The organism is Halomonas denitrificans, assembly GCA_019800895.1.
Classification (GTDB): domain Bacteria; phylum Pseudomonadota; class Gammaproteobacteria; order Xanthomonadales; family Wenzhouxiangellaceae.
Genome location: JAHVKF010000003.1, coordinates 584696 through 605313 on the forward strand (window position 1 = coordinate 584696; position 20618 = coordinate 605313).

Below are 20618 nucleotides of genomic sequence, written 5' to 3' on the forward strand. Positions count from 1 at the left end.
AACGCGAAGGGCGCTAGCGGCGGAAGCGCTTGGTCAGGTCCCCGTAGGCGTCGATGCGGCGGTCGCGGAGGTAGGGCCACATGCGGCGGACGCGGGCGGTGCGGGTGCGGTCGACGGTGGCGACGAGGACCTCCGGCTCGGCGCCGGCCTCGGCCAGCAGTTCCCCCTGCGGGCCGCAGATGAAGCTGTTGCCCCAGAACTCGGCGTCGTGGCCGTTGCCGGTGCGGTCGGGCTCGAAGCCCACGCGGTTGCAGGCCATGACCGGGATGCCGTTGGCCACGCCGTGGGCGCGCTGGATGATCTTCCAGGCGTCGAGCTGGCGCTTCGATTCGGCCTCGTCGGCGTTGGGGTCGTAGCCGATCGCGGTCGGGTAGAGCAGGACCTCGGCGCCGGCGAGCGCCATCAGGCGGGCGGCCTCCGGATACCACTGGTCCCAGCACACGAGCACGCCGAGCTTTCCCAGCGAAGTCTCGATCGGCTCGAAGCCCAGGTCGCCGGGCGTGAAGTAGAACTTCTCGTTGTAGCCCGGGTCGTCCGGGATATGCATCTTCCGGTAGATGCCGGCGAGCGTGCCGTCCGTGTCGAGCACCAGCGCGGTGTTGTGGGCCAGGCCGGGCGCGCGCGCTTCGAAGATGCCGCCGACGACGACAAGGCCGTAGTCGGCTGCCGCCTCGGCCAGCAGTTTCCTGGTCGGCCCGTCGATCGGTTCGGCGAGGTCGAACAGGTCCGGGTCCTGCACCTTGCAGAAGTATTCGCTGGCGTGCAGTTCGGGCAACAGCACGATCTGCGCACCCTTCGCCGCGGCCGCGGCGATGCCGTCGAGGCTCGCGGCGCGATTGGCGTCGAGGTCCTCGCCCATGGCGTGTTGGACCAGGCCCAGGGTCAGCGTGGATTCGGTCATCAGGGGGAGTCCGGGTCGGGATCAGTTCAGCGCGGTCGGAATCTGCATGCTGGCGCAGTGCGGGCCGCCGCCCTGCGTGGTCAGGGTGGCGCCCGGTACCCCTTCGACCGTTCGGTCGGGAAAGAGTTGCGCCAGCCGGTCGCGTGCATCGGCGTCGAAGCGGCTGTTGTACTGCGGCACCAGCACCGCGCCGTTGATCAGGATGAAGTTCGCGTAGCTGGCCGGAAGCTGCGGGTCGGTGTCGTCCGGGTGCGGAAGCGAGAACAGTTCGAAGGGCCGGCCGTCGGCGTCGCGCAGCGCCTCGAGCTGTCCGTTGAGGTCACGGGTCGCGGCATCGTCGGCCAGGGACTGGAACGCGATCGCGTCGCGACGGACGAAGCGGGCCAGGGTGTCGATGTGGCCGTCCGTATCGTCGCCGGGCAGCGGCTCGACGTCGATACCCAGCACCCGTTTCAGGTTCAGCCAGCGAGAAAGTTCGTGATCGAGCTCGGCGTCGTCGAGGAACGGCATGCGCGTTCGCATGCAGTGGCGGTTGACCAGCAGCAGGCCGTCGCCGTTGCACTCGATCGCGCCGCCCTCGATCTCGAGATGACACTGCCGGAATTCGATGTCGTCGAACAGCGGATGCCGCGCGAGGTGGGTGTTGACCAGGTTGTCGAGCCCGGACTCGTGCTTTCCGCCCCAGCCGCCGAAGTGGAAATCAAGCGCCAGCCGCTGCCCGACCCGGCACAGCGTGATCGGCCCGTAGTCACGGATCCAGGTGTCGTTGTACCGCGCTTCGATGCGGTGCAGTCCTGGCCGATCCTCGCCCAGTCGATCCCGGTCTCGCCGGCTGCCCTTCGGCACCAGCAGGACGACCCGCTGGTGACGCAGGGCCGCTTCGACCAGGGCGACGTAATCGGACTCGATCGCGTCGAGGTTCGCGGACCAGGCACCGTCCGGGTTCGGCCAGGTCAGGAGCAGCGCGGACTGCCGCTCCCATTCGGCCGGCAGACGATAGTGCGAACGATCTTCGACCCGGGACAAGGCGGTCAGCCGTTGTTGCCGGCCTGGTCGCCGGAGGCGGCGCGGATCACCGCGCCCCGATGCAGCACGCTGTCGATGACCAGGTCGTATTCGAAGTACACGCTGTAGTCGTCGTAGACCCAGCGGGTGATCGGCGGATCGCCGACCGGGCCGCTGCGGTTGACCGGCGCGCCGTAGCGTTGCTCGACGACCTCGGTCGTCATTCCGTTCTCGGGCAGGTCGCGGCGCATCCGCTCGCGGACTTCCTCGATCAGCAGCACGTCGGCGACGGCGGGCGCCGTCGATGCCGTCAACAGCAGGCCGAAGGCCAGCCCGTTCAGTGCCTTGCGCATCGCGAATCTCCTCTTGCTCATGGTGCTCTCCATGGCCCCCGGTGGTCCAGGCCGCCGCCGACGCGATTCGTCGGAATCCAACCCTTGCGGCGACATTCTCGTGGCGTCGAAATCGTAGCATAGCGCTTCGATTTTCGAGAATTCATCGCGCAGCGCGGGCGTCCCCCGGGCTGCGTACGTCCCTCGACACGAAGGAGATCTCCATGGCCAACGTACTCGTTACCGGCGCGAATCGCGGCATCGGACTGGAACTGGCACGACAGCTCGCCGAGCGCGGGGATCGCGTCATCGCCGTGTGCCGCGAGCGCTCCGACGAGCTCTCCGCGCTCGATGCCCGGATCGAGTCGGGCATCGACGTGACCGACCGCGACTCGCTGGCCGACCTGGCCGGCCGACTCGACGGGGTCGAGCTTCACGGTCTGTTCAACAACGCCGGCGTGCTGCGGTCCAGCGACTTCGACGCACTCGAGGACCAGCTCGACGACTACCGCCTGCAGTTCGAAGTCAATGCGCTGGGGCCGCTGCGGGTGACCCGTGCGCTGGTCGATCGCCTGGTCGAAGGTTCGAAGGTCGCGATCATCACCAGCCGGATGGGTTCGATCGCCGACAACACGTCGGGCGGCCATTACGGCTACCGGATGTCCAAGGCCGCGGTCAACATGGGCGGCGTGTCGCTGGCCCACGAACTGAAGCCGCGCGGCATCGCCGTCGGGCTTCTTCACCCGGGCTACGTCCAGACGGACATGACCGGACACACCGGCCACGTCGGCCCCGCCGAGGCGGCCGCGGGCCTCATCCAGCGCTTCGACGAATTGTCCCTCGAGTCCACCGGCAGTTTCCGCCATGCCAACGGGGAGGCGCTCGACTGGTAGGCGCCGGACGGACGTCGGTTCAGCCGTCGGCGGCGAGCCGCCGCTGCTCGTCGAGCAGGCGAAGCCAGGCCCGGTAGCGGCACGGCGGGACGACCCCGTCGTCGGCCGCGCTGCGCACCCCGCACCCGGGCTCATGGTCGTGCGTGCAGTTCCTGAACCGACAGTCCGGCGCGTCGGCGAATTCGGGGAATCCGCGCTCCAGTTCGTCGACCGGCATTTTCCATAGGCCGTACTCCCAGACCCCGGGCGTGTCGACCAGCCAGCCGCCGCCGGGGAGCGGGTGCAGGCGAGCGGCCGTGGTGGTGTGGCGTCCCTTTCCGGTACTGTGCGAAAGCCCCCCGGTCTGCAGCCCCAGATCGGGCAGCAGCGCATTGGCCAGCGACGACTTGCCGACGCCGGACTGGCCGGCGAGAAGGTGGATTCCTTCGCTGAGCCGCGCGCGGAGGCCGTCGAGATCGGCCGGCGGCTCGGCGCGCGTACGATGGACCTCGACGTCGAGGTCCGCCAGGTCGGTGAACGGCGGCGCCCCGGGAACCGGCAGGTCGCACTTGTTGATCACCACGACCGGGTCGATGCGCTGCATCCATGCAGCAGCGAGGTAGCGGTGCAGCAGGTCTTCGCTGGGCGCCGGCTCCGGCGCGATCACGACCAGCAGCGTATCGAGGTTGGCGGCGATGGGCTGGAACGCCCCGCGCGCCGTGCCGCGACCGAACACGCTGCTGCGCGGAAGGATGGCCGAGACCGCGCCGTCGCCATCGACTTCGACCCGGTCGCCGGCCAGCGGACGACCGGCGCGGCGGCGGAAGTGCAGCTCCGTCGGCGTCGCCGTCGGGTCCTCGTCCGGTACGCCGAGACCGTGGTTGCCGAGCGCGGTGACGATCCGCATCGGCGGTCTCATGCCGGCCACCCCGAGGTGCGGACGAGCCGCTGGTATAGTCCCCGCTCGAATTCTGGATCTCGTCGAGGATCACGTCGCATGGAAGCTACCCGCCTGATCTGGATCGATCTCGAAATGACCGGCCTGGACGTGCGCCGTGATCGCATCATCGAGATCGCCACCATCGTCACCGATGCCCAGCTCGAGGAAATCGCGACCGGGCCCAACCTGGCCATCCACGCCACCGACGACGAGCTGTCGACGATGGACGAGTGGAACACGCGCACCCACACGGCCTCGGGCCTGGTCCAGCGCTGCCTCGAAAGCCATATCGACATGCGCGCCGCCGAGCGGCGAACGATCGAGTTCCTCGAGGAGCACGTGCCGGCCGGCACGTCGCCGATGTGCGGCAACTCGATCTGCCAGGACCGGCGCTTCCTGGCCCGCCAGATGCCCGACCTGGAGGCCTATTTCCACTACCGGAACCTCGACGTCAGTACCCTGAAGGAACTGGCCCGGCGCTGGGCGCCGGAGATCGCCGACGGGCTGGTCAAGGACACGGGCCACCAGGCGCTGGAGGACATCCGCGACTCGATCCGCGAGCTGCGCTACTACCGCCAGTACATGGGACCGCTGGGCGGAAGCTGACGGCAAGCGGCTTTGCCCCTACGCGCCGTTCCGGATCGCCGCGAGCCGGCGCCAGGTGTCGACGACCGTATCCGGGTTCAGCGATACGCTTTCGATGCCTTTTTCCATCAGCCACTCGGCCAGGTCCGGGTGGTCGGACGGTCCCTGGCCGCAGATGCCGATGTACTTGCCCTGCGCGCGGCAGGCCTTGATGGCCATCTCCAGCAGCGCCTTGACCGCACCGTCGCGTTCGTCGAAGCGGTGCGCGACCAGTCCCGAGTCCCGGTCCAGGCCCAGCGTGAGCTGGGTCATGTCGTTCGAGCCGATCGAGAAGCCGTCGAAATGCTCGAGGAAGGCGTCGGCGAGCAGCGCGTTGGACGGCAGCTCGCACATCATGATGATCTTCAGGCCGTTCTCGCCGCGCTTCAGGCCGAAGCGCTCCATGACCTCGACCACTTCCCGGGCTTCGTCGACGGTGCGCACGAAGGGCACCATGGCCCAGACGTGGTGCAGGCCGAGCTCGTCGCGGATCCGGCGCATCGCCCGGCATTCCAGTTCGAACGCCGGCTGGAAGCTCTCGGTGACGTAGCGCGAGGCACCGCGCCAGCCGATCATCGGGTTCTCTTCGTCGGGCTCGTAGGCTTCGCCGCCGATCAGGTTGGCGTACTCGTTGGACTTGAAGTCCGACAGCCGGACGATCACCGGATGCGGTCCGAAGGGGGCTGCGATGGTTGCGATGCCCTCGACCAGGCGGTCGACGTAGAACCGTTCGGGCGAGTCGTAGCCGGCGATCCGCCGGTCGATCTCGGCCTTCAGTTCCGGGCTCTGCCGGTCGTACTCGAGCAGCGCGCGCGGATGGATGCCGATCATCCGGTTGATGATGAACTCGAGCCGGGCCAGGCCGATGCCGTGGTGCGGAATCTGGGCGAAGTCGAACGCGCGATCCGGATTGGCAACGTTCATCATGATCTTGATCGGCGCTTCCGGCATCTCGTCGAGCTTGTCCTCGGAGACGCTGAACTCCAGCAGGCCGGCGAACACGCGGCCCGTGTCGCCCTCGGCGCAGCTGACCGTGACCTCATCGCCGTGGCGCACGCGCTCGGTGGCGTCGCCGCAGCCGACGACGGCGGGAATTCCCAGTTCGCGCGCGATGATCGCCGCGTGGCAGGTCCGGCCGCCGCGATTGGTCACGATCGCCGAGGCCTTCTTCATCACCGGCTCCCAGTCCGGGTCGGTCATGTCGGTGACCAGCACGTCGCCGGCCTCGACTTCGTGCATCGCCGAGATGTCGTCGATGACCCGGGCCTTGCCCTTGCCGATCCGCTGGCCGATCGCGCGGCCCTCGGTCAGGACCTCGCCCGATTCTTCGAGCTTGAAGCGCTCCATGACCTGGCCGCCGCGGCTCTTCACGGTCTCCGGGCGCGCCTGGAGGATGTAGAGTTCGCCGGTCTGGCCGTCCTTGCCCCACTCGATGTCCATCGGCCGGCCGTAGTGCGCCTCGATGGCCAGCGCCATCCGGCCCAGGGCCTCGGCGTCGGCGTCGGTGATCGAGAAGCGGTTCCGGTCGGCTTCCGGCGTGTCCTCGGTGGTGACGCCGCCGCCGTCGGCGTAGACCATCCGGCTGGCCTTGGTGCCGATCGACCGCCGCAGCACGGCCGGGCGACCGTCCTCGAGGTTGGCCTTGAACAGGTAGAACTCGTCGGGATTGACCGCGCCCTGGACCACGCTCTCGCCGAGGCCATAGCTGGAGGTGACGAAGACCACGCCGCGGTAGCCGGACTCCGTATCGAGCGTGAACAGCACGCCGGCCGCGCCGGTGTCCGACCGGACCATCAGCTGGATGCCGGCCGACAGGGCGACGTCCGCGTGCTCGAAGCCGTGGTGGACGCGATAGGCGATCGCGCGGTCGTTGTACAGGCTGGCGAAGACCTCGTGGATCTTCTTCAGCACCGCGTCGAGGCCGCGCACGTTGAGGAAGGTCTCCTGCTGGCCGGCGAAGGAGGCGTCGGGCAGGTCCTCCGCGGTGGCCGACGACCGCACCGCGACCGCCAGGTCGTCGCCGAAGCGCTTCTGCATTTCCGCCCACGCGTCCGTGATCGCGGCGTTCAGCGCATCGGGCAGGGGGGTCTCGACGATCCACCGGCGGATGTCCGACCCCGCGGCGGCCAGCGCCTTGACGTCGTCGGTCTCCAGGCCCTCGAGGCGCTCGGCGATCTTTGCGTCCAGGCCGGTCTCGGCGAGGAACTCGCGAAACGCATCGGCGGTCGTGGCGAAGCCGCCCGGCACGTTCACCCCGGAGGCGGCCAGGTTGGAGATCATTTCGCCCAGCGAGGCGTTCTTGCCGCCGACCTGGTCCAGGTCGTCCATGCCGAGCTGGTCGAGCCAGCGGATATACTCGTTCACGTGCGTTGCGTCCCGGGTGGGTGAGTTCTGAAGCCCGGCATTGTACCGTCCCCCCAATCGTCCGTTCCGACCAGGTCACCTGCATGCGCCGAACCGTTCTGTTCATTTCCGACGGCACCGCGATCACCGCCGAAACCTTCGGACACAGCCTCCTGACCCAGTTCAAGGGCTGCGAATTCCGCCAGATCCGTTTGCCCTTCGTCGACACCCGCGAGAAGGCCGAGGACGCGGTCCAGCTCATCGACCGCGCCGCGGAGGCCGACGGCGTGCCGCCGCTGGTCTTCAATACCATCGTCAACACGGAGGTCGGCGAGCTGCTGGGGCATTCCAAGGGGCATGTGTTCGACCTGTTCGGCACCTTCCTGCCGCCGCTGGAGGACATTCTCGGCCAGAGCCGGTCGGACTCGGTCGGCCAGGCGCACGGCATTCGCGACAGCCACCAGTACGAGGACCGGATGGAGGCGACGAACTACGCCCTGACCCACGACGACGGCATTTCCAAGCGCCTCGACGAGGCCGACGTGGTGCTGGTCGGGGTCTCGCGGTCGGGCAAGACGCCGACCTGCCTCTACATGGCCTTGCATTTCGGGATAAAGGCCGCAAATTACCCCCTGACGGAAGAAGACTTGGAAAAACCGCGACTGCCGGACTTCTTGCGCCAGCATCGGCGCAAGCTGTTCGGCCTGACGATCGACGCGGAGCGACTGGCCGAAATCCGCCAGGTGCGGCGGCCGGACAGCCGCTATGCGTCGGTCAAGCAGTGCCGCTACGAGGTCGACGCGGCCGAGGCGCTGCTCCGGTCCGAGGGGGTTCCGATGCTGAGCTCGACCAGCGCCTCGGTCGAGGAACTCGGCAGCCGGATCCTGCTCGAACTCGGCCTCCAGCGCGAACTTTTCTGAACCACTTTCGAGCCGATTTGTCAAGAATCGGAAATCGCGAATCGCTGTGGTAACCTGCCGAAAATGTCGACTCTACTGCGCAATCCGAACACGCTTTCCCGGGTCATCGCCCGACGCCTGCCGTCGCTGCACTCGGGCGTTTTCCATGCCCTGAACGTGCTGATGCCGAACGACCTGGGCCGCAGCGACCTGCTGGTCTCCCGCGTCAAGGGCGCCCCGGACCTGTATCTGCGGGTCCTGGAACGGCACAACTACACCACGTTCCTGCAGCTGACCTACGTGCTCGGGCCCGAGCGCGAGCAGCACCCGAACGCGCACATCCGCGTCTACCACGACGCCCGGATGGCCGAGGCCACCTCGTTCTCGCCCGAGCAGGGCATCGAGCGGCTGGCCGGCCCGGACCTGCCGGTCCGGGGCCTGGTCGAGCGCAGCTGGCGGATGAATCGTGCCCTGCTGAAGTGGCTGGAATACCTGCTCTCGGAGGGCCACAGCGCCGAGACCATGACCGCCACCGAAGACGTACCCGACCTGCCCGATCCCGAGCCGGTCCCGGCCGAGATGGCCAAGGAAACGCTCCGCGTCGAATAACGCAGGACGTTCGAAGCGCATCGTCCATCGAATTGCCGAAACGGCCGGGTCGCCCCCGGCCGTTTTTCGTTGACGGATTCATCGTCCGGTTCGGTGGTGCTTCCGCACCCGGCACGACGTGGCGCCGTACATGCGGCGTTGATAAATCCCGTTATTTCAATCGCTTGGCCAGCGCTTCTCGAGCCGTTCCCGCGGCACCCGGCAGGCCGTACGATACGACCCTCGCACGGACGCTCGATCTCAGCCCGCGCTCAACCAGGTCTCCTCGCCCGACATCGCGTCGTGGCGCAGGCTCCGCATGCGGACCCGGAAGCCGGTCTGGTCGGCGTCGACGTCGATCAAGCGCGCCGACGCGTCCGGCGCCGACGCCGAGGCGGTGCAGAGCAGGGGGATCGTCGATCCGTCGACCGCTGTCAGATCGTGCCGCCGATCGTGATGCAGGTGGCCGTGAAGGACCAGTCCTGCGCCCTCCCTTGCGAGGAGATCGGCCAGTTCGGCGTCGTCGGCCAGGGCCTTGCGCCGCTTGCACAGCCCCGGGGCCGGCGGATGGTGGATCAGGACCACCCGGAACGTGCCGCGGGCGTCGCGCAGCGCGGCACCGAGCCGATCACGGGCGCGCGCGCCGATCCGGCCGGCTGCGGAACCGACGCGAGTCACCACCGCGGAATCCACGGCGATCAGCGTGGCCGGCCCGAAGCGGCGGACGGCGACGCGGTCGATCGGACCGTGCAGCCAGCGGGCCCATCGTAGATCGACCCGTCGCCGCGAGTCGGCGCCGAACACGTCGTGATTGCCGGGCGTGAGGAGAATCCGCTCGGCCGGCGCAAGTTGCTCCAGCCAGCGGGTCGCGACCTCGATTTCCTCGGCGGTGCCGGTCTGGCACAGGTCGCCGGTCAGGGCCCAGGCGTCCGGGGCGTGCTCACGGGCGGCCTCGATCAGCGCGTCCAGGCGCTCGCGGACGTGCAGGTGGCGGCGCCGGCGCTGCCAGCTCAACCAGCTCAGCCAGCGCTTGGACGGCCAGCCGGGGGGCCAGCGCCCCGTCAGCGGCGTCAGGTGCGGGTCGGTGAGGTGAACGAAGCGCATCGAGCGGGTCAGGGATCCGGAACGAGGTCGGACAGGCAGCGTGCAGTGTACCCGCGCCGTGCATCGGCGCTCACCGCAACCGCCCCCTCGAATGCCATAATTGGTCTTGGAGTTTTTGTTCCGCATTCGACGGGACGCCGGCAGGGCCGTCGCCCGTCAATGCTTGCATTTTTCGGGTTTCCGGCAGGGCCGACGCCCGTCAATGCTTGCATTTTTCGGGTTTCCGGCAGGGCCGACGCCCGTCGATGCTTGCGTTTTGCGGGTTTCCGGCTGGGCCGGCGCCCGTCGATGCTTGCGTTTTGCGAAAGTCGGAGGGCGAATGCCCACCACCAGCCCGGATCGATGACAACGAGTCCCTGACCCCTAATTTCCTGTCCCCCCTATTTCCCTGACCCCGGATTCCCTGACCACCAGTCCCTCGCCCCTGACCCCGAGCCCCTTGACGCCCATGTTCCTGGACACCGAAAAACTGGCCGCGATGGACGGCGAAGCCTTCCGCGCCACCCACCCCTATCCCTGGGCCAACCCGGCCGGACTGCTGACCGACGAGGGCTACAGGGCGCTGATCGACCACCTGCCCGAGGTCGAGCTGTTCGACCCGGTCTTCGGCAAGAGCCGTAAGCACGGCCAGCAGAGCCACGACCGCTACGCCCTGGAATGGAACGACACGCTGCCCGTTTCCGACGCATGGAAGGCCTTCGTCGACGAACTGCGCGGGCCGGTCTACCAGGAGTTCCTGGCCAGGATGATTGGCCACGACCGGTTCAGTCTGCGGTTCCACTTCCACTACACGCCGAACGGCTGCTCGGTCTCACCGCACTGCGACGCGGTCTGGAAGCTGGGCTCGCACATCTTCTACCTGAACACGGACGAGGACTGGAACCCGGAGTGGGGCGGCGAGACTCAGGTGCTCGACGACAATGGGCGCTTCTCGGCCAGCTCGGCGCCTGCCTTCGAGGACTTCGACGCAGCCATGGGCTCGGAGTCGACCGGAAACCGCAGCCTGCTGTTCATCCGCCAGGGCAATTCCTGGCACGGCGTCAAGCCGATCCGGGCGCCCGAGGGGGCGCTGCGCAAGGTATTCATCGTGGTCATCAACCGCGATACCCCCTGGTACCGCCTGCGCAGCAAGCTCAAGATCTAGGCGCACCGACCGGGTTCGCAGAAACCCGAGCTTCAGGAGTGAGCTTGCGAGCGAAGGCTGGGGGACAAGCTGTGGGGGTGAACTTGCGAGCGAATGGTTCGAGAGGCGCCAGCCCCGAAGAATCCTCTCAGGGCTGACCCGGCGGTCGATCGTCCACCCTGGCCTTCGCCGCACCCCGTCGGGCGGCCCACAGGAACTTCGCACTGAGATTTCCCGGCAGGCCCCTCGCCAGGCCGGACCCGAGCATCCGCGCCATCGCCTTGCGGCGCCCGAGTTCCCGCCGCGCGTGCCAGCAGTTCAGCGCCCAGATCGCGCCCAGGGATCGGCCGAGGGCCGGCTCCGGGTAGTGCGGGCTCGAGCGATTGGCCTGCTTGATCCGCCACAGCCACGACTCGGTCCAGTCCAGGTGGCCCAGCGGGTCGTCGCGTTTCTCGTCCCGTCGCGTCAGGGCGTAGTGCCGGCGCAGCTCTCCCTCGTCGGCCTCGATGCCGATCCGCTCGAGGAGACGGCGCGCAACGGCCATCTTGCGCTCGCGGCCGAGGCCTGCGCTCTTGCCGGTCCAGCGGCCGGGGTGCTCGCGTCCGCAGACCAGGATTTCCGGCAGGTTGGCCATCCGGTGCTTCGCCGACAGCCGCGCGTGCAGGTCGAAGTCCTGGCAGCGGGGGAAGTCCAGGTCGTAGCCGTAGTCCCGATAGACCGCGGTCCGCGCCATGATGGTCCGGTTGACCAGCGGGCAGTGGAACAACAGGTGGGCGTGGATGTCGTCGGGGTCGATCGGTTGGCGCCGGACCTTGTTCAGCATCTTGCCGTCGGCGTCCATGAAGCTGCACCAGCTGCCGACCTGCACGATGTCCGGGTTGCGGTCCAGGAACTCGACCTGCCGGCCGAGCCGCTTCGGATAGGCGTGGTCGTCGCTGTCGAGCAGGGCGATGTACTCGCCGCGCGCGAGCTCCAGGCCGCGGTTGCGCGTGTAGGGGATGCCGCGGTTGCCCTCGTTCTTCTCGATACGCAGGCGCGGATCGTCGAAGCGTTCCAGCGTCTCGAACGTGTTGTCCGTCGAGCCGTCGTCGACGACCAGGAGCTCGAAGTCCTCGAAGTCCTGCGCGAGGATGCTGTTGACCGCCACGCAGACGTAGTTCGCCCGGTTGTGGACCGGGATGAACACGGTCACCTTCGGATTCGTTTCTGCGGGTCCGGGCATGCGTGGAACCGGGGGGTGCAAGGGGACGCGCATGCTACCATCCCGGCAGCCGCGACGCGCCGCAGGGCCCGCCTTTCAGCGGTTTTTCAGCGACTACGCCGACAACCCAAGACGACGACCCACGACGACGATGAAGGCCCGACTCGGTTCGCTGTTCCAGACCAATGCCCACTCGTTCGCGCGCCGGCTCTACTTCTGGTGGCTGCAGCGCTGGCGCGGCGTGTTCGCCAAGCGCCAGCAGGTGTTCTTCGTCCGGGTCGGCAGGACGCGGTTCAAGCGCGTGGTCTTCGGTGACAGCGCGCAGGCCGCGGAAGTGCAGGCGGCGCTGGACGACTTTGCCGGCAGCGGCCGCTTTCCGCCCCTGGTCCATCGCCACGAGAACGAGCTGCTGCTCGGCTTCGTCGAGGGCAGGGCGTTCGACCCCGACGACTCGGCGGACCGCGCCCGGCTGGCGCGCTTCCTGGCTGAGCTGTGGCGACGGGCGCCCGAGGAAATCGCGCGGAGCGATCGGCCCTTCGATGCCCGACTGCGGGTCGACCTGGACTTCCTGGTCACGGCCGGCGTGCTGGCCGCCGAGCGGGCCCGGGCGCTGGCCGCGCGCGCCGAGGCGGTCGCGCCCGACACGCTGCTGCTGGGCTACGACTACGTCGATCCCGTGGCCAAGAACTTCGTCATCGCCGGCAGCGCGCCCAGCGGAACCGACGGGGCCCGCCTGGTCGCGATCGACGTCGAGAGCCTGCGCGCCGACCAGCCGCTGGGCGCCGGCCTGGCCCAGGCCTCGCTGCGCTGGCTGGCGCCCGGCGACGTCGCGGTCATGGCCTCCCAGGTGACCGAATCCGGCGGCCCCGACATCGACGCCCAGCTCGATTACGTCCGCCTGATCACTACCGTCGCCTGGACCAAGCGCAAGTTCCTTCAGGGCAAGACCAACTTCATTCGCAGCGCCCACTTCGACGCCTTGCTCTGATCGGCGCCTCCTTCGACGGTTTCGGCCTCGACCGGGCCGTGCCTATACCGGCGTCGCAGCTTCGGCTTCTAGATGAAGGACGCAAAGGCGCGAAGGAGCGAAGAGCGCCAAGGAAAAACTCTTTTCTTTGACCAGGGTGTGGCTCTTCGTTCAAAGCAAGAACGTCGGCAGGCGCCCATCTAGATTGTTTTCTGAGCGACTTTGCTCGGGATGACCGATTTTTGTCATTGCCGAGTTCTTTGCTTTGCGCTCTTCGCCCCTTCGTGCCTTTGCGTCCATCCTCTAAAGAACATTGCCTCCCGACTCGCACGAAGTCTCAATCCTCGACGAGCGACTCGATGCGAGCCAGGACGGGTTCGAGCAGGGACTCAAGCGTCGGCGGGTTGTCGACCGGGCCGTCGAGGAGGCGGTACAGGGGGCGGACCCAGCCGTGGGTGGCGGCGACGGCGTGGAGGCGGGGCAGGTCGCGGGCCGGGAGCCAGAGGCCGCGGCGGGTCAGGGCGTTGCGGGTGGTTTCCGGCACCAGCCGGCCCAGGGCGCGCGCGATGCGGCTTCTCCGGCGCGGGTGCAGCGGCAGCACGGCCACGGGCTTGCCCGAAAGACACGCTTCGGCCAGCATCGACGCGCTGTCGCCGGTCACCGCCAGCGCATCGCAGTCCGCGAGCACGGCCGGGTAGGGGTTGACCGCGCTGGGCGCCCAGGGAAACAGGGTGACCCGGTCACCCAGGCGTTCGCGCAACGCGTCCAGGGCGCCGGCCGGCGTGCGTGGACTGCCGCAGGCGACCAGGTGCGCACCCGAGGCGTCGACGAAGTCGCTCAGCTGGCCGGAAATCCGCTCGATCGCCCGAGGCCCGAACCTGAAGGACCCGGAGTCGCCGCCGAGCAGCACGCCGACGGTCGGTGCATCGACCCGGTCCAGCGCCTCCCGGACCCGCTTCCGGGCGTCGGCCGCCACCGCCGGCGGCGCGTTCAGCGGCAGCGGGATCTCGACCACGTTCCCGGCCGGCGGAAGCCGGTACTGCGGCGTGGTCACGAGCACGTCCACGGGTGCGTAGGAGGACCAGGGCCGGCCGACGGCGATGGTCCTTGCCCGCCCGCCGGACGCTTCGCGAATCCGCTGCGCATCGACCACGCTCCGGCCGCCGGCGATCAGTACGAGGTCGGGCCAGGGCGGGACGTAGCGCACGGCCTTCGCGCCCGAAAACGTCCGCCTCGCGGCCCCCGAAACCCGGTCGACGAGCACCGTGCCGACCGGATCGATCTCGTCGAACACGCGCACCTCGCCGTGTAGCGCGTCGGCGAGCGTCAGCAGCTGGCGCTGGTCCCCGGCCCCGGGTGCGGCCAGCACCCAGATCGGGCGCGATGTCGAAGGTTTCGGGTCGGGCATCGGGAGGGGCGTCGAGACAGGAAATTTTTCGCCATTGTAATTGACAAACTCACGCTTCCCGGCTAATATGCCGCGCTTGATCTCTGGGGCCATAGCTCAGCTGGGAGAGCGCTACAATGGCATTGTAGAGGTCGGCGGTTCGATCCCGCCTGGCTCCACCAGAATCGAAAGAATCCTAGGCGTTTCAGCAGTGCAGTTCTTGCAGGCTCTGCTTTGAAGGTTACAACGTCCCCTTCGTCTAGAGGCCTAGGACACCGCCCTTTCACGGCGGCGACAGGGGTTCGAATCCCCTAGGGGACGCCAATAAAGAAAATGCCCGGCCTTGCGCCGGGCTTTTTCTTTATTGGGGCCGCCTCTGGCGGCTTTGAACCCACGCCCAATCAACGCCCCAATATTCACGAATCTCCAGCCTCCGATCCAGGGCGGATACCGTGATCCGGCACCCAAGGGTTCGAACCGAGCGGCGCAGCCCCGAGCTCGCTTGAGCGAAGCGAAAGCCATCCCCTAGGGGACGCCGGTCGGGGCTCGATGGTCGATCGAGGCTAAGGCTTCTCTTGCCGATCCCACCGAACCTCTTCGAGACGCTGTAACTTTCAGGGTTCGAACCGAGCGGCGAAGCCGCGAGCTCACGAGACAAGCGGCAGGCTTGCGAGCCCGAAGGACAAGCTGCCGCAGGCAGCGCAGTCATCCCCCAAGGGACGCCGGGTCGGGGCAGGGCGGTCTTTCGAAGTTGAGGGTCTCTCGCTGAATCTCCCGATATCGTCAGCTACACGGCACCCAGGGGGTTCGAGCCGAGCGCCGAACGAGCCGCTCTCATTCGGCTGGAAGGTTCCGATCCTGGATTCCCTCGCTCCAGATTCGTAGCTCGTCGAGGGTCTTGAGTGCCGTTTCGCCAAACGCCGTGATCGAATACTCCACGGTGACCGGCTTCGTGTCGACGACCGAACGCTGGATCAAGCCGTTTCCTTCCAGTTCCTTGAGTCGCGTACTGATCATCTTCTTGCTCGCCCCGCCGACCATGCGTGCGAGGTCGTTGAAACGCACCGGGCCGTCCTTCAGGTGCCAGAGGATCGAGCCGGTCCACTTTCCTCCGATGATCCGCATGCCGCGTTCGATCGCACAAGGTTGCAGGCACGGGTTTTCAGCGGTGCGTCGTCCGTTTTCATCGTGTTGGATTCGTGCGTCCATGCCGGGCTCCGGGGTGCGGGTGGTTCAACTGCACTGCAGGTTACTAAAAGTATACTGGTTGAAAAAAGAAACTGCAATCGGCATGCTCCCGCTTCGATCCATCCGGCCCATCCGAATTCGAGGAGAGCTCATGAGCAAGGTCCTGGTTCTGAACGGTGCACAGCCCTATCCATTTGCCAAAGGAGAATTGAATGCAGCCCTGGCTGATCGGGCCGCCGCCTTTTTCGAGGCACGCGGTGATGAAGTCCGGCGTACGACGACCGCGAACAGCTTCGATACGGACGAAGAAATCGATCATCACCAGTGGGCCGAGATCATCGTGATGCAGTTCCCGATCAACTGGATGGGCGTGCCGTGGTCGTTCAAGCGCTACATGGATTCGGTCTATTCGGCCGGGATGGACGGCCGATTGTGCAATGGTGACGGTCGATCGGCCGCCGCGCCGACCGAGAACTACGGCATGGGCGGAACGCAGGGTGATACGCGCTACATGCTGTCGGTCACGTTCAATGCGCCTTCGCAGGCGTTCGACGATCCGGCCGAGCCGTTCTTCGAAGGCATGTCGGTCGACGATCTCCTTCGGCCGATGCACTTGAACGCGAAGTTCTTCGGTATGAAGCCGTTGCCCACCTTCTCCGCGCACGATGTAATGAAGAACCCGGCCATCGAGAACGATTTCAAGCGCTTCGATCACCATCTGCAGAACACGTTCGGAGATCTCTGACGATGAGCCAGCCCGACATCCATCTCTACACCGCCGCCACGATGAACGGTTACAAGCCGGTGATCTTTCTCGAAGAGGCGGGCGTGCCCTACGACCTGACCCTCGTCGATTTCTCGAAGCAGGAACAGAAGGACCCCGAGTACCTGAAGTTGAATCCGAACGGCAAGATACCGACGATCTTCGACCGCTCGGAAGGACGCCCGATCTTCGAATCCGGGGCAATCCTGTGGCATCTCGCGGAGCGCTACGGTCGGTTCCTTTCCGACGATCCGATCGAGCGATCGGAAACGATGCAGTGGCTGTTTTTCCAGGTCGGGCACGTCGGGCCGATGATGGGGCAGGCGATGTACTTTCAGCGCATTGCAGCGCCCAACGGCCGCGTAGAGCCGTTCAGCATCAAGCGCTATGTCGACGAGAGCCGCCGGATTCTCGAGGTGCTGGACACGCGACTGGAGGACAGGGACTTCCTGGTCGGGGACTACTCGATCGCGGACATGGCCGTGTATCCCTGGGCGCGGGCCTGGCCCTGGGCAAGGGTCGACGTCGAGGGGCTGGATGCCCTGAAGGCCTGGTTCGAGCGGGTCGACGCCCGGCCCGCCGTGCAGCGCGCTCTGAGAGTGCCGCAAGCGCAACCCCAGTTCTGGGATCCCGACGCCGATGCCGGCGACTTCGGTCGTGAGAACGCGGCTCGCTTCGCGTCGGACGTCGACCGGGACTGAACCGGCGGGGCCGCGATACGGTTTGTTCTGTACGCGTTCTCCGGCTGATGGCCGGGCGTTCGTCGAGCCACTCGGTTCGGGAATTGCCGGACCATCGAAAGCGCCACGAAAAACGCCCGCCGGAACCCGGCGGGCGCTGTGCGCTCCGGCGCGGGGCGCCGGCGAGCCTGCAGTGGTCAGTTGTCGGTCGCGCGCCGCCGGAACCACACGGCCCCGGCCAGCAACACGAGGCCGATCGCCACGCCGACCCACATCTCCAGGCTGAACAGGTGGCGGGTCACGGAGCCGAAGTTCATGAACAGGTCTTCGGACGGCCGGATCGTCGAGCCGCCGGAGGTCGCGATCTGCTCCCACTCGATGCTGGCCGGCGTCACGCCCTTGCCGATTCGGTCGAGCATGATCAGCAGCAGGTTGACGTCCGGCAGCTTGAAGTTCGAGAAGAAGCTCCAGAAGTGCTGAAGCATCCCGATCAGCAGCGGTACGAGAACGGCGATCAGGATCGGCAGGCGCGGCGCCCACGACGAACAGAAGATCAGCCACGCGTAGATCGGCAGCAGCCACAGCGCCTGGACCAGGCTGCCGTAGAGCATCAGCGTCCACTGTTTCGGCAGGTTGGCCGGCATCCAGAGCTCGGCGAACACGTTGATGTCGGCCATCAGCCCCAGCACGGAGCCGATCAGCAGCAGCGTGACCTGGGTCAGCACGATGCCGGCAAGGTAGAGCAGCGGCGCCAGCAGGCACGCGGCGAGCACCTTCGAGGCCACGGTCATCAGGTCGGAGACCGGCAGCGACTTCCAGAACAGGATCGAGCGGTCGCGTCGATCGTCGTACAGGCTTCCGGCCAGGTAGAAGATCAGTACCAGGTACATCACCTGGTGGAACAGCGCGGAGATCGAGAACAGCGCGCCGGACGTGAACAGTCGCTGCTGCGCATCGTCCAGCTCGGCGAACATGCGGATGCCGTCCTTGGTGAACACCATCTGGTCATCGACCCGGATGCCGATGATCAGCGTCAGCAGGGTGATCAGCAGGATGAAGCCGAAGATGATGACCGGCGTCCACTTGAAGGCCACCGGGCTTTCCCACATCTCGCGCCGGACCAGGATGAACATGCGGTTGATCGAAGCCTTCATGCCGCGCCCTCCACGATGTCCGCGTGCGCTTCCGCATCGGCTTCCTTGTCGCCCATCAGGGCCACGAACAGGTCGGACACGCTGGGCTTGTGGATCTCGCCGAGGGTCTCGAGGCGCTCGGCGTCGGCGCGGTCGAACAGGAAGATGTGGCGGCCGAACAGCACGCGCTCGTGGAGAGGCTTCATCGAGCGCGCTTCGTCGACGTCGCCGGGCTTGACCATGACCTCCGTGTAGCGTTCGTAGATGTCGTCCATGGTGTCGTTGAGCACCAGCTTGCCGTCCTTGATGAAGATCAGGTCGGTGAGGATGTGCTCGACTTCCTCGACCTGGTGGGTCGTGATCAGGATCGTGCGCTGCTCGTCGAAGTACTCGTTGAGCAGGTTCGAATAGAACTGCTTGCGGAACAGAATGTCGAGGCCCAGCGTGGGTTCGTCGAGCACCAGGAGCTTGGCGTCGATGGCCATGACCAGGGCCAGGTGCAGCTGGACGATCATGCCCTTGGACAGCGACCGGATCTTGGACTTGTGCTTGATCTTCGTCTTCGCCAGGTACTTCATGCAGATCTCGCGCGAGAACTTGGGGTGCAGCTTCTCGGTCAGGTCGATGATCTGCCAGACCCGCGCCCAGCGGGGCAGCACCGCGACGTCGGCGATGAAGCAGACGTCCTGCATCAGGTCGTCCCGGTCCTTGGAAGGGTCGAGTCCGAGCACTTCCAGCGTGCCGTCGAAGCGGGTCAGGCCGAGAATCGCCTTCAGCGCGGTGGTCTTGCCGGCGCCGTTCGGGCCGATCAGGCCCACGATGCGGCCGGACGGCACATCGAGATCGACGTGGTCCAGGGCCACGGTCGATCCGTATCGCCGGCTGAGGTTTCGGGCGTGGATGGTCGCGTTCATCAGTGCTCCGTCGGTTTCGTTGAATTCAATCCGGGCAGTTCGTCGATGTCCAGCCCCAGCTGCTGGATGCGCTCGGCGATCCGCGGCCAGTCTTCCTTGAGGAACCGGGCGCGCTCGGAAGCCAGCAGGCGCTCGCGCGCGCCCTCGACCACGAACATGCCGACCCCCCGGCGCTTCTCGACCAGTGCATCGTCGACCAGCGACTGGTACGCCTTGGAGACGGTCAGCGGGTTGATATGGAAATCCACCGCGACCTGGCGCACCGAGGGCAGGGGTTCACCCTCGGCGAGCGTGCCGTCGAGAATGGCCGCGACGGTGCGCTCGCGCAACTGCCAGTAGATCGGCTGGTTGTCGTCCCAGCGATCGCTCATCGGCGCCCCGGCGAGAAGGGCAGGACCAGCGGGCCGAAGCCCGGGAGCATTTCGCGGCCGCGCGGATCCTCGCGACCCGGCCCGGGCACGTGCTTGTCGGCCGCGTCGTCGCGATCGTCCTCGATCGTGACCATCGGCGGCGGCGAAGCGGTCGCCGCGCCGTCGATCGCCTGGGGCCGATCCCAGCTCAGCGCCACGATCAGGCCGACGATGGCGGCTCCCACGGCCAGGCTGTGCGGAACGTGCAGCACCCGGTGGTTCGTGATCGGCAACATGGTCAGGCTCCTGGCGGCAGTGGGCCGCGCGTTGCATGTGTTGGTGTTCTACTCTACTAGTACACCAAGACGCTGTCAAGCGAATTCGATGGATCGAATCGGATCGGGTGTGGTCACAGTCAGTCGGCGGCCGGCGCGAAGCGCGCCGGTCGCTTTGGTATCATTCGCCCGTTTCGCGCCACCCGGGTGACGACAACGGTTCCATCGCGATGCTTGCGGTGCCCGGTGGCCGGTGGAATGATCGCCACATCTGCACGAATCCAATTCAACGTTTCGGAGTACCAATCTATGATTCGCAAGCCCGTTGCACTGGCCGGCGTCGCCCTGTTCGCACTCGGCACCGCCCACGCCCAGACCACCGAGCTGGAAACCCCGGAAGAGCGCCTCAGCTACACCATCGGCATGGACATCGGTCAGTCGCTGACCGGCCAGGACATGGAGCTCGACATCGACATCCTGATCGAGGGCCTGCGCGCCGTCTACACGGGTGAAGAAACCCTGCTGACGCAGGAAGAGGCCCTGGCCGAGCGCCAGCAGTTCATCGAGCGGCGCCAGCAGCAGCTCGAGCAGGAGCGCACCCAGGAAGCCCGGGTCAACCTCGAGGAAGGCCAGGCCTTCATGGAACAGAACGCCGAGAAGGACGGCGTGATGACCACCGAGTCGGGCCTCCAGTACCGCGTCATCGAGGAAGGCGACGGCGAGCGTCCGTCGGCCACCGACCGCGTCACCGTGCACTACAAGGGCACGCTGATCAACGGCGTCGAGTTCGACAGTTCCTATGCGCGCGGCGAGCCCGCCACCTTCGGCCTGAACCAGGTCATCCCGGGCTGGACCGAAGGGCTCCAGCTGATGCGCGAAGGCGCCAAGTACGAACTGGTCATCCCGTCCGACCTCGCCTACGGCGAACAGGGTCGCCCGGGTCCGATCGGGCCGAACTCGACGCTGATCTTCGAAGTCGAGCTGCTCGAGATCGCCGACGCGGCCGGCCAGGAATAAGCCTTCGGGCTC

22 protein-coding genes and 2 tRNA genes are annotated in these 20618 nt (G+C 66.9%); 11 read left to right on the forward strand and 13 right to left on the reverse strand.

Features of this window, described 5'->3' with window-relative positions:
- Positions 1–13: 13 nt before the first annotated feature.
- The 3 genes from KUV67_11215 to KUV67_11225 are packed head-to-tail and all read right to left on the reverse strand — an operon-like array spanning position 14 to position 2280.
- On the reverse strand, positions 14–901 hold the full coding sequence (locus KUV67_11215; GenBank protein MBY6205452.1) for a carbon-nitrogen hydrolase: 888 nt from the start codon (positions 899–901) through the stop codon (positions 14–16).
- Positions 902–922: 21 nt separating this feature from the next.
- On the reverse strand, positions 923–1927 hold the full coding sequence (locus KUV67_11220; protein ID MBY6205453.1) for an agmatine deiminase family protein: 1005 nt from the start codon (positions 1925–1927) through the stop codon (positions 923–925).
- A 5-nt stretch (positions 1928–1932) separates the two neighbouring features.
- A complete protein-coding gene (locus KUV67_11225; protein MBY6205454.1) occupies positions 1933–2280 on the reverse strand; it encodes a hypothetical protein in 348 nt (115 codons plus the stop codon).
- A gap of 182 nt (positions 2281–2462) precedes the next feature.
- On the opposite strand from KUV67_11225, the gene KUV67_11230 reads away from it, so the two are divergent.
- Positions 2463–3131, forward strand: coding sequence for an SDR family oxidoreductase (locus KUV67_11230; protein ID MBY6205455.1), 669 nt, complete (start codon positions 2463–2465; stop codon positions 3129–3131).
- Positions 3132–3150: 19 nt separating this feature from the next.
- Here KUV67_11230 and rsgA read toward each other — a convergent pair whose 3' ends face one another.
- Entirely contained in the window at positions 3151–4017 is an 867-nt protein-coding gene (gene rsgA, locus KUV67_11235) for a ribosome small subunit-dependent GTPase A (GenBank protein ID MBY6205456.1), read from the reverse strand.
- 90 nt (positions 4018–4107) lie between these two features.
- Here rsgA and orn point away from each other — a divergent pair, with 90 nt between their 5' ends.
- Complete coding sequence (gene orn, locus KUV67_11240; GenBank protein ID MBY6205457.1) at positions 4108–4656, forward strand: oligoribonuclease; 549 nt, start codon at positions 4108–4110, stop codon at positions 4654–4656.
- A gap of 18 nt (positions 4657–4674) precedes the next feature.
- Here the strand turns inward: orn and ppsA are convergent, their stop codons facing one another.
- A complete protein-coding gene (ppsA, locus tag KUV67_11245; GenBank protein ID MBY6205458.1) occupies positions 4675–7038 on the reverse strand; it encodes a phosphoenolpyruvate synthase in 2364 nt (787 codons plus the stop codon).
- A gap of 83 nt (positions 7039–7121) precedes the next feature.
- On the opposite strand from ppsA, the gene KUV67_11250 reads away from it, so the two are divergent.
- Positions 7122–7937 carry a kinase/pyrophosphorylase gene (locus KUV67_11250; GenBank protein MBY6205459.1) on the forward strand — a complete coding sequence of 272 codons (816 nt, stop codon included), beginning with the start codon at positions 7122–7124 and terminating at the stop codon, positions 7935–7937.
- A gap of 63 nt (positions 7938–8000) precedes the next feature.
- Positions 8001–8525, forward strand: coding sequence for a DUF1249 domain-containing protein (locus KUV67_11255; GenBank protein MBY6205460.1), 525 nt, complete (start codon positions 8001–8003; stop codon positions 8523–8525).
- A 240-nt stretch (positions 8526–8765) separates the two neighbouring features.
- Here the strand turns inward: KUV67_11255 and KUV67_11260 are convergent, their stop codons facing one another.
- Positions 8766–9608 (reverse strand): metallophosphoesterase, encoded by an 843-nt coding sequence (locus tag KUV67_11260; GenBank protein MBY6205461.1) that lies wholly within the window; start codon positions 9606–9608, stop codon positions 8766–8768.
- A 448-nt stretch (positions 9609–10056) separates the two neighbouring features.
- On the opposite strand from KUV67_11260, the gene KUV67_11265 reads away from it, so the two are divergent.
- The gene (locus tag KUV67_11265) at positions 10057–10752 is read left to right on the forward strand and encodes a 2OG-Fe(II) oxygenase (protein MBY6205462.1); all 696 of its coding nucleotides are present in this window, start codon (positions 10057–10059) and stop codon (positions 10750–10752) included.
- A gap of 127 nt (positions 10753–10879) precedes the next feature.
- Here KUV67_11265 and KUV67_11270 read toward each other — a convergent pair whose 3' ends face one another.
- On the reverse strand, positions 10880–11953 hold the full coding sequence (locus KUV67_11270; GenBank protein ID MBY6205463.1) for a glycosyltransferase family 2 protein: 1074 nt from the start codon (positions 11951–11953) through the stop codon (positions 10880–10882).
- Between the two features lie 130 nt (positions 11954–12083).
- Here KUV67_11270 and KUV67_11275 point away from each other — a divergent pair, with 130 nt between their 5' ends.
- Positions 12084–12920, forward strand: coding sequence for a hypothetical protein (locus KUV67_11275; GenBank protein MBY6205464.1), 837 nt, complete (start codon positions 12084–12086; stop codon positions 12918–12920).
- A 316-nt stretch (positions 12921–13236) separates the two neighbouring features.
- On the opposite strand, the gene KUV67_11280 is transcribed toward KUV67_11275, so the two are convergent.
- Entirely contained in the window at positions 13237–14307 is a 1071-nt protein-coding gene (locus KUV67_11280) for a mitochondrial fission ELM1 family protein (GenBank protein ID MBY6205465.1), read from the reverse strand.
- Between the two features lie 85 nt (positions 14308–14392).
- Between KUV67_11280 and KUV67_11285 the strand changes: the two genes are divergently transcribed.
- Positions 14393–14468: transfer RNA gene (locus KUV67_11285), tRNA-Ala, on the forward strand.
- 66 nt (positions 14469–14534) lie between these two features.
- Positions 14535–14610: transfer RNA gene (locus tag KUV67_11290), tRNA-Glu, on the forward strand.
- 510 nt (positions 14611–15120) lie between these two features.
- Here KUV67_11290 and KUV67_11295 read toward each other — a convergent pair.
- Positions 15121–15495 carry a helix-turn-helix transcriptional regulator gene (locus KUV67_11295; protein MBY6205466.1) on the reverse strand — a complete coding sequence of 125 codons (375 nt, stop codon included), beginning with the start codon at positions 15493–15495 and terminating at the stop codon, positions 15121–15123.
- 130 nt (positions 15496–15625) lie between these two features.
- On the opposite strand from KUV67_11295, the gene KUV67_11300 reads away from it, so the two are divergent.
- Together KUV67_11300 and KUV67_11305 are read left to right on the forward strand one after the other, a co-directional pair.
- On the forward strand, positions 15626–16219 hold the full coding sequence (locus tag KUV67_11300) for an NAD(P)H-dependent oxidoreductase (GenBank protein MBY6205467.1): 594 nt from the start codon (positions 15626–15628) through the stop codon (positions 16217–16219).
- A 2-nt stretch (positions 16220–16221) separates the two neighbouring features.
- Positions 16222–16938, forward strand: coding sequence for a glutathione S-transferase N-terminal domain-containing protein (locus KUV67_11305; GenBank protein ID MBY6205468.1), 717 nt, complete (start codon positions 16222–16224; stop codon positions 16936–16938).
- 176 nt (positions 16939–17114) lie between these two features.
- Here the strand turns inward: KUV67_11305 and KUV67_11310 are convergent, their stop codons facing one another.
- The 4 genes from KUV67_11310 to KUV67_11325 are packed head-to-tail and all read right to left on the reverse strand — an operon-like array spanning position 17115 to position 19610.
- A complete protein-coding gene (locus KUV67_11310) occupies positions 17115–18071 on the reverse strand; it encodes a hypothetical protein (GenBank protein ID MBY6205469.1) in 957 nt (318 codons plus the stop codon).
- On the reverse strand, positions 18068–18964 hold the full coding sequence (locus tag KUV67_11315) for an ABC transporter ATP-binding protein (protein ID MBY6205470.1): 897 nt from the start codon (positions 18962–18964) through the stop codon (positions 18068–18070). Before KUV67_11315 ends, KUV67_11310 begins: the two co-directional genes overlap by 4 nt.
- The gene (locus tag KUV67_11320; GenBank protein MBY6205471.1) at positions 18964–19335 is read right to left on the reverse strand and encodes a GntR family transcriptional regulator; all 372 of its coding nucleotides are present in this window, start codon (positions 19333–19335) and stop codon (positions 18964–18966) included. The genes KUV67_11315 and KUV67_11320 overlap by 1 nt, the downstream gene beginning before the upstream one ends.
- Entirely contained in the window at positions 19332–19610 is a 279-nt protein-coding gene (locus tag KUV67_11325) for a hypothetical protein (protein MBY6205472.1), read from the reverse strand. Before KUV67_11325 ends, KUV67_11320 begins: the two co-directional genes overlap by 4 nt.
- Positions 19611–19898: 288 nt before the next feature.
- Here KUV67_11325 and KUV67_11330 point away from each other — a divergent pair, with 288 nt between their 5' ends.
- A complete protein-coding gene (locus KUV67_11330) occupies positions 19899–20606 on the forward strand; it encodes an FKBP-type peptidyl-prolyl cis-trans isomerase (GenBank protein MBY6205473.1) in 708 nt (235 codons plus the stop codon).
- The last annotated feature ends 12 nt before the right edge of the window (positions 20607–20618 follow it).